The organism is Bacillus sp. H1a, from assembly GCF_000633475.1.
GTDB lineage: Bacteria > Bacillota > Bacilli > Bacillales > Bacillaceae_G > Bacillus_A > Bacillus_A paramycoides.
The window spans coordinates 1-12,230 of sequence record NZ_AYMH01000025.1 but is presented as its reverse complement, the minus strand read 5'-3'; the positions used below and the strand labels follow the sequence as shown (position 1 = coordinate 12,230).

The 12,230-nt window shown below is 33.8% G+C and carries 14 protein-coding genes and 5 pseudogenes; 7 read left to right on the top strand and 12 right to left on the bottom strand.

Annotated features, from left to right (window positions below; genetic code table 11):
* Window positions 1-880: 880 nt before the first annotated feature.
* Together U860_RS31485 and U860_RS0112580 are read left to right on the top strand one after the other, a co-directional pair.
* Window positions 881-1,495 (top strand): annotated as a pseudogene (locus tag U860_RS31485) (site-specific integrase); the annotation flags it as partial.
* A gap of 68 nt (window positions 1,496-1,563) precedes the next feature.
* A pseudogene (locus U860_RS0112580) lies at window positions 1,564-1,671 on the top strand (thioredoxin family protein); the annotation flags it as partial.
* 148 nt (window positions 1,672-1,819) lie between these two features.
* Here the strand turns inward: U860_RS0112580 and U860_RS0112575 are convergent.
* From U860_RS0112575 to U860_RS36375, 4 genes and pseudogenes are all read right to left on the bottom strand, one after another.
* A complete protein-coding gene (locus tag U860_RS0112575; RefSeq protein ID WP_345840339.1) occupies window positions 1,820-2,347 on the bottom strand; it encodes a replication-relaxation family protein in 528 nt (175 codons plus the stop codon).
* Window positions 2,348-2,380: 33 nt separating this feature from the next.
* Entirely contained in the window at window positions 2,381-3,565 is a 1,185-nt protein-coding gene (locus U860_RS0112570) for an FtsK/SpoIIIE domain-containing protein (RefSeq protein ID WP_025148799.1), read from the bottom strand.
* 118 nt (window positions 3,566-3,683) lie between these two features.
* Window positions 3,684-3,866, bottom strand: a complete 183-nt coding sequence (locus U860_RS0112565) for a hypothetical protein (protein WP_025148798.1) — start codon at window positions 3,864-3,866, stop codon at window positions 3,684-3,686.
* Window positions 3,863-4,154, bottom strand: a pseudogene (locus U860_RS36375) (hypothetical protein). The gene U860_RS0112565 and the pseudogene U860_RS36375 overlap by 4 nt, the downstream one beginning before the upstream one ends.
* Before the next feature lie 150 nt (window positions 4,155-4,304).
* Between U860_RS36375 and U860_RS0112555 the strand changes: the two are divergent.
* Window positions 4,305-4,502 carry a helix-turn-helix transcriptional regulator gene (locus U860_RS0112555; protein ID WP_025148797.1) on the top strand — a complete coding sequence of 66 codons (198 nt, stop codon included), beginning with the start codon at window positions 4,305-4,307 and terminating at the stop codon, window positions 4,500-4,502.
* 44 nt (window positions 4,503-4,546) lie between these two features.
* Window positions 4,547-5,011: a restriction endonuclease gene (locus U860_RS0112550; RefSeq protein WP_025148796.1), complete on the top strand. Its 465-nt coding sequence runs from the start codon at window positions 4,547-4,549 to the stop codon at window positions 5,009-5,011.
* A 320-nt stretch (window positions 5,012-5,331) separates the two neighbouring features.
* Here the strand turns inward: U860_RS0112550 and U860_RS35065 are convergent, their stop codons facing one another.
* Both U860_RS35065 and U860_RS0112540 read right to left on the bottom strand, forming a co-directional pair.
* Window positions 5,332-5,475 carry a hypothetical protein gene (locus tag U860_RS35065; RefSeq protein WP_025148795.1) on the bottom strand — a complete coding sequence of 48 codons (144 nt, stop codon included), beginning with the start codon at window positions 5,473-5,475 and terminating at the stop codon, window positions 5,332-5,334.
* Between the two features lie 194 nt (window positions 5,476-5,669).
* Complete coding sequence (locus U860_RS0112540; RefSeq protein WP_025148794.1) at window positions 5,670-7,760, bottom strand: right-handed parallel beta-helix repeat-containing protein; 2,091 nt, start codon at window positions 7,758-7,760, stop codon at window positions 5,670-5,672.
* Between the two features lie 235 nt (window positions 7,761-7,995).
* On the opposite strand from U860_RS0112540, the gene U860_RS0112535 reads away from it, so the two are divergent.
* Window positions 7,996-8,643 carry a hypothetical protein gene (locus U860_RS0112535; protein WP_025148793.1) on the top strand — a complete coding sequence of 216 codons (648 nt, stop codon included), beginning with the start codon at window positions 7,996-7,998 and terminating at the stop codon, window positions 8,641-8,643.
* A 62-nt stretch (window positions 8,644-8,705) separates the two neighbouring features.
* Here U860_RS0112535 and U860_RS0112530 read toward each other — a convergent pair.
* The 5 genes and pseudogenes from U860_RS0112530 to U860_RS33220 all read right to left on the bottom strand — a co-directional run.
* Window positions 8,706-8,981 (bottom strand): annotated as a pseudogene (locus tag U860_RS0112530) (N-acetylmuramoyl-L-alanine amidase); the annotation flags it as partial.
* Window positions 8,980-9,447: pseudogene (locus U860_RS0112525) on the bottom strand (tyrosine-type recombinase/integrase); the annotation flags it as partial. The pseudogenes U860_RS0112525 and U860_RS0112530, both read right to left, overlap by 2 nt.
* Entirely contained in the window at window positions 9,444-9,914 is a 471-nt protein-coding gene (locus tag U860_RS0112520; RefSeq protein ID WP_025148791.1) for an ArpU family phage packaging/lysis transcriptional regulator, read from the bottom strand. The pseudogene U860_RS0112525 and the gene U860_RS0112520, both read right to left, overlap by 4 nt.
* A gap of 24 nt (window positions 9,915-9,938) precedes the next feature.
* The gene (locus U860_RS35880) at window positions 9,939-10,109 is read right to left on the bottom strand and encodes a hypothetical protein (RefSeq protein ID WP_033795420.1); all 171 of its coding nucleotides are present in this window, start codon (window positions 10,107-10,109) and stop codon (window positions 9,939-9,941) included.
* A 115-nt stretch (window positions 10,110-10,224) separates the two neighbouring features.
* A complete protein-coding gene (locus tag U860_RS33220; protein ID WP_081806709.1) occupies window positions 10,225-10,347 on the bottom strand; it encodes a DUF3983 domain-containing protein in 123 nt (40 codons plus the stop codon).
* A gap of 126 nt (window positions 10,348-10,473) precedes the next feature.
* On the opposite strand from U860_RS33220, the gene U860_RS36370 reads away from it, so the two are divergent.
* Window positions 10,474-10,782, top strand: coding sequence for a hypothetical protein (locus tag U860_RS36370; protein WP_081806708.1), 309 nt, complete (start codon window positions 10,474-10,476; stop codon window positions 10,780-10,782).
* A gap of 244 nt (window positions 10,783-11,026) precedes the next feature.
* On the opposite strand, the gene U860_RS0112500 is transcribed toward U860_RS36370, so the two are convergent.
* Window positions 11,027-11,227: a hypothetical protein gene (locus U860_RS0112500; protein ID WP_025148790.1), complete on the bottom strand. Its 201-nt coding sequence runs from the start codon at window positions 11,225-11,227 to the stop codon at window positions 11,027-11,029.
* A gap of 270 nt (window positions 11,228-11,497) precedes the next feature.
* On the opposite strand from U860_RS0112500, the gene U860_RS0112495 reads away from it, so the two are divergent.
* On the top strand, window positions 11,498-11,857 hold the full coding sequence (locus U860_RS0112495) for a hypothetical protein (protein ID WP_025148789.1): 360 nt from the start codon (window positions 11,498-11,500) through the stop codon (window positions 11,855-11,857).
* Window positions 11,858-12,230 lie beyond the last annotated feature (373 nt).

Genomic DNA, 12,230 nt, shown 5'->3' with positions numbered 1-12,230 from the left:
GTGTCGCGCAAATAACGCTTTTATATGAAAGTCGTACACATTTTTGACACATAAACCATCACAATTACTTGAAAACTCGTGATAATATTAATTCGTCGAATACGCCAAATTTCGACATCGTACGACAACAATATCTCTCCTATAAAATCCCTGTCCCCGCAGGGATTTTCTCTTTTATTCATTATTTTTCTCTTTTGCTTCACTGAATAACTGAGTGATTTCATGTACACCGTTTACGATACATTCCACCTGACTTCACTCCTTAAATAATATTTTGAAATCAATACATACTATTTCCAAGCCGCTTAATCCACGGCTGGTACTTCTTTCTTGTGTTACAGTAAAAGCAGGTAGGTTCATCACTTATCTGCTTTCTCTGTATATTTTTTAAAGTATCGAAAATACTACCTACAAGCTGTTTGAACTAGCAGCTTCACTCTTCTTGTAATGGGACAGCAATTTATCACAATTGACTAACTCATTCGACTCGCTGGCAGACAACAAAAATTGTTGTCTGCTTTTGTATGAAAATTTTCATTTTACATATACTACTTTTGAGCCTGTTTACCAATGCAAGCCATTTTGGTGTTTTGAATTCCGACTAAGCTTTTTTGTTGCATAGATTTTTACATCTTTGACAACACTGGTTATAAGCAGATTTTCTGTTTATTCGTAGTTCTAAACCAGAATAATTTTTCTCCTATTAAAGGACAGCAGGTACGACTGCTTGTCCTTTTTTCTTTACATCGCGTACTCTCCTTTTTGGTAGCTCCGGACCGCATTAGCCTCATCATCGAAATAAGCAATTTCCCAATAAGGATGGCAATTATGCTTCTCAGTTGCCGATGTAGTAAGCCCTCCAAAAGATGAAAAAAAAACTGTAAATACTTGGTCCGAAGAACATGTCCTTTGCTTTTTAGACAATGCAAAAGATAGCAGGTACTATGTTGCATACCTACTAGCTATCACTTGTGAAATGCGTAAAGGAGAAATCTTAGGGCTACAATGGAAAGACATTGATTTTGAGAGACGAACCTTATCTGTTAATCGGTCCCTCTCTCATATCACTAAAGAATTTCATGAACCTAAAACATCTACAGGAAAGAGATTAATTGTTCTACCTGAAATTACCCTACAGGCACTTCGAGAACATCTTCAGAAAATATATGAAGAAAAAGAACGGTATGGCGATGGATACAACAATTATGATTTAGTCTGCCCTACTTATAATGGTAACCCCTGCAATTTCAGAAGTTTGACACAGCTCTGGAAAAAGCTTATAAAGAAAAGTGGGGTTCCTGATATTCGGTTCCATGATCTTAGACATACCCATGTAACATTAATGTTGCAACAAGGTATTCATCCGAAGATTGTTAGTGAACGATTAGGACATAAAAGAGTAGGTATCACATTAGACACCTACTCACATGTTGTACCAGGCCTACAAGAAAAAGCAGTCGAAGATCTTGCAAACAATCTATTTCAAAAACACTAATGTTTGCAAATACGGATTTTGCATAAAAATACTAGCATATCCGTATGACAATGGAAGGAGTCAAAAACATGAGAGAAATCAAGTCTGACAAGGAATTCAAAGACATCATCGCAAGCGAGGAGCCAGTAGTTGTTAAATTCTTTACTACATGGTGCCCGGATTGCGTGCGGGTGAAGTAGTACGTTTTATGCATGATTATGCAACGTTGATAAACGTTAATATATAAGGGTTTAGAAGACATACCAGCGACCATTTCCCTCTTACCATTACTAAGAAGTATTCGTTTAGTTTGCATTTTCGTTTGCAAACTTGTTAGCACTTTTTTTATATTTCTCCTACTACATATACCTTCACAAATACGTCATACTTAGCTGCTAACTCTTCTAACTTCTTTTCCCTATATTTTGTTACCGTAAAAAAATGAATGATTGGCATTTTCCCATTATATTTTTGTTTATATATTTGTGTGAACTCTTCGTACTTTTTTAACTTCTCTTCATTCACTTTCATTTTCTGTGATCGATCTACCTCGACTGCATGAAGTACTCCTTCTTCATCACGATACTTCACATCAGGAATAATTCTTTTCTTCTCACCATTTTTTCTATATCTTATTTCTGTTTCTATTTGCCAATCATCAGGACAATATAAATTTAACCAGGCTTCATTTCTCAATAGTGCATGCTCCATTCTATTTCTTGAAACAACCTTTCCTTCCCCTAATAATGCATGCCCCTCTTTGTTTAAGTAGTAAACATATTCTTTATAGTAAGTTACACGACTAATAAAAGGAGTTAAATCTTTCATGATTCGATTTGCATTCCGTATACCACCTATATTATATGCACACACATCAAATGCCTTCTTGTCGCAAACTGAAGCTTTCTAATCGTCGCAAGTATCATCATCTGTCGTTCCCTCTTCAGTTGTTTCAATGTGCTCATCCTTCTCCACCTCATATTCTCTAAGATGTTTCCACATGATCTCATCTTCGATAAACGGGACTTGTAACTGTGTAAAGGTATCTTTCATGTAAATGGCCCTTCCTGGAATGGATGGCAATTCTTCTAAACCTGACTGATCTATTACAACTTCAGATGCGGTACGTGTAGGCAATCTAAATCCAAGTTTTGCATTAGACATTTGCTTTACTACTCTTGGTAGTGAATCGCTAGTTGGATATTGCGTACAAAAAACAATCCGAAAACCTAGCGCTCCACCTACTCGCGCAATGTGGCTGATCATATATTGACACCCTTCTAACATTTGATTATATGGTTTTAGTAATCCTTTTGCTAGAGCTAATACCGCCCCTTCATCGATAACGATAAAATATCGATCCCTTTCTTTTGTATGAACAATATTCTTGATACCACGTTCTTTCATAAACTTTCCGCGCTCACTCATCTTCTCCATGACTTTTATAAGCATCGCATGTGCTTGCTGTGGTGTTTCTGCTATCCGTTCAACTTGCTGCAGTTTCTTATATTCGCTAAATTCTAGCCCTTCTTCTTTCAAATCGATTAAATAGAAATGGGCGTGATCAGGATTAGCTAATGATAAGGTGGTAAACATATTCTTTAAAAACACCGTTTTCCCCATACGAATTAAGCCGCCAATTGCCATATGTGGTGTTTCATCAAAATCATGATAAATAATTCGTTCTAAACTTTGGCCAATAGGTACACACCATTTTCCTTTTGTCACTAAACGAGTGGACCAATCCCATTTCTTCGGTATTTCTTTATGGAATACACGAATATTCAATCTGTAATTATCGTACTGGATTCGAACGGGTTTATTTAATCCCTCACTCACTACATCCTCGACTTTCTGAATGATTTTACTCGGCATGCCAACAGGTAAAGTGTAAATAAAAGTTGTGCTGCGATTATCGTCGATTTGCTTTTGAAACTTTGGATAATGTAGCTTATCTTCTCTTTTGATTGCGATTCCAGATACTTCAAAGAATACCTGTATCTTTCGCTTATCATCATCTTTACGTTTGAACTTATCACCGAACAATGCGACTGTTAAACCTGCAGCTGGAACCAACAATAATTCGATCATTTTTCTCCCCCTTTTTATACCTTTAATTAGGTATAAAACTCCCTCGTTAATAAACACCGTTCGTACAAGTGAGTTTCCTTGTTATCTCTAGCAACTTAAATTCCATTACCCTATGCCTTTATAGAAACGCGAAAAGAGCATAACGTAGAAGACATAAAAATGAGCCTGTGAGCGTTGTGTACATGGTCATACGTGGAAGCCAATGTGGAACACTCTGCCCCATTTTCTCAGCGACTTTCATCGTAATAACTGACAGGCCTGTTGCCGTCCATACAACTACCGCTTCTCCTACGATTGTCATTTGAATCCCTCTTTTCTAATAAGTTGTAGTCCCTTTGAAGTCATTATAGGTTGATACTCATTTATAACGTCTCCCCATTCCAAAACTTTGTCCCCATCTTCATATAAATCAACCATTATATCGTTTGATAAACGGTAATACCCTTTATATTCGCGATTATTAAAAACCTCATGTCTTTCCATGTGGTCCACAATTGTATTCGTTTCTATTTTGCCATTAGAAGCCCTATACATATTTCTTAATTCCTTTGATGGATACAGGTAAGTCGTTTGAATATTGCCAACGCATGCGCACCCTCTCCCTTCTTGATGTCCTTGATTCCACTTGGTATTCCTCGTGGTCTTGATAAAGGTATATGAACTAGAAAGGAGGAATTTGCACGTCCATTCTCAAAATATTTATATGGACAAGCAAAAATTTAAAATGGATGTGAAAATTATGCGAAGTCAACTAAAACAAATTCTTGATGAAAAAGGCATCAAATATGGATATATTGCAAAGAAAGCTAATATAAGTAATTCTGCAATGACTAATTTATTAAAAGGTGGACTTCCAACACTCCCTGTCGCATATCGAATTGCTCGTGCACTAGAAATGCGTTTAGAAGAAATTTGGATAGAGGAAGAAGTAGAATAATCACATAATCACCATTTGGACATACTCATACTGAGGTGAATTACATGATTTGGGCAATTGCATTGCTTTTGATTGTTTTTCTCATCGGTATGGTAACGAGAAGTCCAAAAGTAACACCTAAAATAATTAGGACTCAGCGAATTGAGAAAACTGCAACTCGTAGTACTTTAGAAGTAATGGATCCAAGGGAGTTCGAATACTTTGTAGCTGATCTCTTTCGCAATCTTGGTTATAAAGTCCAAGTAACTTCTGGTTCTAATGATGGCGGAAAAGACATTATTCTTCGTAAAGGGAAAGAAATGAAGCTCGTTGAGGTGAAACGCTATACAAAAAGTTCTATTGGAAGACCATTTATTCAGAAACTTCATAGCGCCATTGTGGATGCTGATGCTGTTGGAGGATATTTCGTTACACTGAGTAATTTCAATAAGAATGCAAGGCAATATGCAGCAAATAAGAACATCGAATTAATTGATAGAGATGCTCTTATTAACATGATAAAGTCATAATTATTAAGCAAGCTGATGAGTTTGTGGGGATAGCTGACTGATTATAGTCAGTTTTTTTCTAAAAAACATTTCGTGGAAGAATGATCTTCATAGGAAAGTAATATCAAACTATGATTATGCAAAATTGCATAACATTTATCTTGTGTAATGTGGTATCTTTATATTGTGATGTTTTTATTTAACTTTTGTATTCGTAATGTCATAACCAAGAAAATTGAAATGTTTGATTAGAAGACCTTCCTCCTATCAAACAACAAAAAACCCTAATGCTCTATTAAATCGAGTATTAGGGTTTTTTGTTTGTTATAGAGACAGTTTTCTTAATTCCCAACTACATATATCGGACTTTCTGTAATAAAGTATGTTTTACCGCGACTATTATGAACCTTATATTGTGGCGAATCACTTACCATTACTTTTGCATCAATAGTTAATCCCAAACCTCCATCTACAGTTACGGCCACATCCTTATCCTGTCAAGATGAAGTATCACGAAAATGTATGTTTGTCATCTATGTAAAGTCATGCATTATAACTGCAAATATGTATAAGAATATAAACGGTATACTATACGGATGCATTTGGATTGAATACAGAATTTAAACTTAATGAATTGGTGGATGTAGAATAAAAAAGGGCTAACTCGAAAGAGCCAGCTTTAATTCACAGCAGGTAAATTGATATTTGTAAAGGTGTTATTCGAATTGATGAAGTTACGAATATGATTTTGATTTGTGTAATATTTTAAATTCAATGGTGCTGTTCCTGTATAAACAAATCCATTGTCTTTTAAAATTAACTCGTTTACTCCCGCAGCTGCTCCTGAAGCTAAGAGAGAAGCGAATGCTGGATTATTAATAGTAACATTGCATTTCTCTACTACAAAAGTTGTATATGGACGATTTGTATCAGATAAGAATAAATTATTTTTCGTATTAATCGAGATAGCACAGTCTTCCAGTGTAGTGTATGGTACTTGATTATCCACATTTGTAATACCAACTTCGCAAGTTGTATCTATAAGTTTTGATTTAGTAACTCTAATATTCATTGGACTCCCACTAAACAAATGATTTCTCAACTCGCAATTAAGAAGTTCTGACCTTGTGAACTCACAAACGTCTACAGTTTGAGTATTAGGGTTTTCTGATCTGACTCGTAAATTTTCGAATCTACAGCTATCATATTCTTTAACTTTAAACGTCATCTCTCTTTGTGTTAAAGCCGATTTAAAGGTACATTTGCTTATTTTGTTTGCTTTTATCCATGGTGTGGTAGTCGGATTTTCTGTAAAAACAATATAATTATTATCAAATGTGCAATTATCTCCCAATGCAACGAATTCAGGGTTTACGTATTGATTGTTAGATAAAGAAACCCTATACGAATCATTAGTTAAATTCATATTACCCCCTGTGAAACTGTTGTCTATAATATTCACAAACGCCGTACTAAAATTAGAAGTCATGAGTCCAATGTTATTTTGACAGTTGTATAAGTAATTATCCTTAATAGTTGCATGCATTAAAGAATAAAAATTAATCGCTAGGTAATCTATATTGTAAATGTGATTATATTCTATTAAGACATCATAGCAACCAACTAAAATACCGTGATAACTGCCGTAAATTTCGTTATCTTTTATGGTACAGCTTGCTCCGTATGAATCTTCCATGTTTATTGAATAACGAGTTGGATTGTTGAAAATAGGTTTTCCATCCAAAAACCTAACCAATCCTTTTCCATTATCGCGGATTTTATTATTTATAACTTCGTTGTAATTCCCCCCTAAAGTGATACCACCCCTATGCCCATTAAAAACCTCGCATTTTTCAACAGTGTTATGGTGAGGGATACCACCAAACATAATTGTATATTGCAGATTCTTATTTACATTGTTTTCATTATAAAATTGAAGCCTAAATTTCATTGCGTTAACTGGGATTGAAATATCTGTATAGATTCTTCTTTTCTTCATAACCCCTATAAAATTGTTGTTATTATCGTAAAAGAAGATATCCAAGTCTTTACTATTTAAATTTGTTGTTCTAGCGTATCCTGCTCCAGCTATAAGGAAGGAAGTAATCTTTGGTGTTAAATCTTGAGGTATATTTAACATCTTTGTTGTGAGTGTATTCGTAGAGGTAATAGGTTGTCCAGTGTTGTAATCTAAGGCACTCAAAGTAAGACCTTGATCAAATTCTCCATAGTCAAATATCGAGTTTGAGCTAAATGAAATATTATCGCCCATATAATCGCGAACCTTACATTTTTTCACAGAACAATAATTTGAACTTTTTTGAAAGAGAATACCATACGTATTCTCTATTGCTACTTCTAGAGGATTAGAGAAACTTCTGTCGTCCCTACATCCAATTATAGTTCCACCAAATAAATTAGAATTGGTGACTTTACTAAATACGATACTATTCCCTTTGAAGTTGTAATAATCAGTAGTTGTTCTATTGTCAAATGGCGATTTTTTATTAGAATCGTATATAACTTTTAATGTTGATCCATTTAAATTAAAATCTAAATTGGAAACCATAACAATCTCACGTGGATAACATAGAGTGTAATTGCCTTTTGGAAGAATAACTTCAGAGTAATTATTAGATGCTGCAAATTGTAGCGCATTGTTTATCCCCTGGATATTCTTATCAGCTTGTATATAATCTGCATCTACATAGGGTTTAGTAGGTAAACCTTCTTTTATGCCCCACTGATTTAATTCAATTAAATAATCCAATTATTATCACCTCTTAAATTTCTTAATATAGTATATTCATTGATAAAAGAAACCGTCCCCTAAAAGGAGACGGTTTTAAAAATCATAAATGATGAATTCGTAAAGCTAGCTCTTTTTAGATTTAGCTTTATTAAATTCTTACAAAAAAATCTATATTAACAAACTTTTTGTAAAATTCTCCTTAGTAATTTGATATACTTATTATCGATGTTATACATATTAAGGGGGATAAGAAATGAAAACAAATTTAATTAAGGTAGTAGCTGCAGGTGCATTAATTACAAGTGTACTTGGTGCTTGTTCAGAATCTTCAAATGTGGAAGTTAAAAAGAAGGATTCTGAACCAAAACAGGAACAACAATCAAGTTCTTCACCTAAAAAAGAAGAGAAAAAAGCAGAATCAAAAGCAGGTTCTCGCTCAAACCCAGTAGCTATAGGACAATCAGCAACTTTTGAAGATAATATTTTTGATCAGGCAACTTCAAAATCTTACAAGGCAAAAGTCGAGGTTTCTATTCAAGAGGTTCTTCGAGGTGAACAAGCATGGAAATTAATTCAACAGGAAAATCAATTCAATAAAGCTCCAGCTGACGACATGGAATATGTTCTAGTAAAAGTAAAAACCAAAGTAGTGGATGCAGATACAGCTGATTTCGCGTATCGTTCTGATGATATTATGAATACAGAATATGTTTCTGCAGATGGAAAAGTATATCAATTGGATACAGAACATCACCCTATCATTCCGACGCCATTACAAAGTGAAGTATTTAAAGGCGCTGAAGCTGAAGGTTATTCTGTACAATACATAAAAAAGAATGATGATTTCAAATTTGTTTATAAAACATTAAGTATGCAAAAAGTTTATTTTAATACTAAATAAAAAAAGGGCCGCCCAATGGGACGGCTCTTTTTTGTTCATCAAACTATTCTTTTGTCAAAAACTCACTTCACATACACATAGGCTTCGTTTGCTGTTACATAGTATGTTTTGCCTTTACTATTGTGTACTTTATATTGTGACGATCCATTGACAGTTACTTTCGCATCAATTGTGAATCCTAACCCTGCATCCACAGAACCACCAACATCTTTATCCTGCCAAGATGGAGCATCATAGAAACGTAGATTATTAACTTTAGAAACAACACGCTTTCCAACAATAGAAGAATCCACTGTGCTTTTCTTACTAAACTTCACATAAGATGGATCGTTTTTAATCCGTATGATTTAACATTTTTTGCAAAGCAACTACATCTTTAAATTGCTTATAATGATGATATCCATATGTTTTTCTAAGCGAATGCGTTCCTATACGTTCCAAACCAAACTCTTTTGCCGCTTGATTTAGTATCACATAAGCCATTGTACGAGTAATTGGTTTATTCTTTCCATTCCTACTCTTAATCAAATATTCATTCTTTGGCTTTCCTTCTGTATAATTTCGAATAGCTCTCTTCAGTTCCGAAGGCATCTTCACATCTTTAATCTTCTTCGTTTTCTTTTCACGTATCACAATATTCCAACCCTCTACATCGCGAACGCGTAAACGCAATATATCCGATATTCTGAACCCTGTATTCATACCAAGAAGAAACAGAATGTAGTTCCTCTCATTCTGCTTCTTATAGAACTCCTTTATTTCTTGTATTATTTCTTTATCTCGAATCGGTTGTACAATGTTCATACACTTTGTACCTCTTCACTTTCAGTATCCTGTTTGAATACTTCTTTCTTTAGACTGAATGCAAGACGTAATATAGCTTTACCTTTTAATTGATAATACTTTGTTTTACCTATTCCAATTTCTTCTCTGATGTCAGGATCATACCCCATTTCCTCGTCCATGTAGAATAGAATCACAATTTTTCTTTCTGTATTTGGCAACCTATTAACCGCTCGATGAATCCACTTCATAAACTTTTCTCGTGTCCGTTCAAATTGAACTCTTTCAAGCGCGATATCCTCTGTAGAACTATTGAATTCATTGGTAACACATGGAGGAATAATAGAATAAGATGGCGTCACTTTTGGCAAAAGGTCGAGTGACATAGTCGCTAAATAACGTCTGTACTCTTCAAAAACTTCCTCTATGGCTTTTTTTGTCTCCTTTTCATCTACAATGGGCATTTTAAATGATAATTGTTTATTCATACTGAATTCCTCCTAAGTGATTTGTTATTTTTGTCTTAATGCTCCACGTCTACGCTCATAACGCGGCCCACGAATTCCCATTAAATCTTCAATGTCACGAGTACTTAATTTTTCTTTTCGTTTTTTCTTATTTTTCTTCTTCGCTTGTTTAGATTGCTTTTTCCATTCACGCAACTGATCTTTTAGTATCTTCATTTCTCCATCTCCCTTTTCAAAATAAAAAGGACACCTATTCCTAAAACAGCCCTAATTGCTGCTTTAACGAATTGGTGTCCTCTAGTTTTCTAGCCGGACGATATTTATTTTTCATTTATTTTAAAATACCAGCTCGTACAAAGATATTTCTCCAAGCGTTATCAACTTGTTGTTTCTCCACTGCTTTTGCACGACGAGCAATTACTTTTCTATCTTTTCTTTTCTTCAAAGGTTTCATTCTCCCAACCTCGCTTTAAAAGCGATTATTTTGTTAAAAAATTTATTTCAATTTATAACCGCTATCTTTTCCTTTTATTTTCCATTAAAATTAAATGAAAATATTTTGATAATATAGGAGAAAGCTATGAAACATAACATCAATCTATGGTCCTTTATTTTTTCTTTTATTTGCATTGGTTTATTCCTCTTATATCTTGAAATGGGTTCGATAGCCTCATCTGAAACGAAGATGTTTATTATGAATTCACTACCTATCCACCCTTTATTTTTTGTACTCATTTTTTCAATAGGAACTTTTTTTGCTGGTATTAAAGGATTCTCTAAAGTAGATAATTGGATAGCAATGCTTAGAAGCATAGTAACAGTTCTACTAACATTATTATTATCTGTGTTTTTAACACTAACTTTGATCGTGGGCTATGCATTAAGTTAAACGTATTTCTTCACGAGTAAAACTCAATATTCCGTCAATACTGTAGACAACCCATTTCTTAACCATATTCCATTACCTGAGCAGTTAGCTTTTGCTAGCTGCTCTTATTTTCTGTAATTGGTTACATTTACCTGATGTTTTTAACGTAATATTACGTTACGATATAGAAGGATAAAATATATTGAGCTGTTATACCATTACCCTAGGAAACTAGGGTTTTTATTTCTACCAAATGAAATTTTTATTAAGAAAGCTTATTTACACCTTTCAATTGATTGTTTTCTAATTCAAGTTCACTTATTCTCCTTTGTAATTTTTTTATTGTGTTTATTGCCATAAAAGCTATATCTTGAGATTCTTCTTCATACTCTTCACGAGTCATTAACCCTCTATTTAATCCACCTCTTAGATGCCATAATTCCGACAAGGTTTTATCAACTTGCAATTAATCCACCTCACTTTCAACTAAAATAGCGTTTTTGTTAAAATTTCACTTTAATGTACTTTATTTATGGTATATAATGATAATTGAAGATCAAAACTTTCATTTTAGAAAAGTCCTTACGTTTATGTGGGGGCTTTTTTACATTCAAATAAGGATTTTATTTAAATTTTACAAAACCTATCTTTACCAAAATAGGTTCAAAATTACCCATTTAGCATATATAATACTTTTAAACATTTTAAATTTATAATTAGTAATGGAGGCATTAAAATGGGAAGCATCCCAAAATTACCATCACAACAATCATTCCTAAAAAACCAAATTAATACTAACAATCACCAACGAACGAATAAAAAACTAAGACGTCGTCTTTTACTAGCGCTAGCTTTTATGCTACCTATGGTTATTTCCGCCCAAACCTCCCTTTATAAGCAAGAGCAAATGATTAAGGAAAAACAAATTATACTTAATAATGAAAAACAAAAATTATCTTATTTAAAGAACGTTGGACACTATTTTGAAAATGATATTAAAACTTTAACAGAGAGTGAAGAAGGTATTTTACAGTTCGGAAGAAAGTTGTATGGGTTTTCCAAGGCTGATGAAACTATATTTCTTATAGCTAAATAGTTTTTCGATATATAAGCAATTATCAACATCCCTTTAAATAACTATTTTGTTAAGATTTTAAGTATCCAATTTCCCTTTTCGAATAATCTTTTTTATATTGTACATACTACCTGCAAGCCGACTTCCCACGGCTTCACTCTTTCAAATCGGAGCTCTCTCCTCCGTGTATTTTAAAAACATGGCGGGTAACTTATTCAATTACCTGCCATTTTTACGTATAATCATAAAATTCCCTGTCCATACTGTTTAGAGAAAACATCTTATGCCATTTGGTGCGACCTCCAGCACATAATATTTGTACGGCCATTCCTATAAAAGGAACGGTCTTATTTTATCTTCTCGTTTCCCTTTCCTATTCGTTGCGATAGGTAAA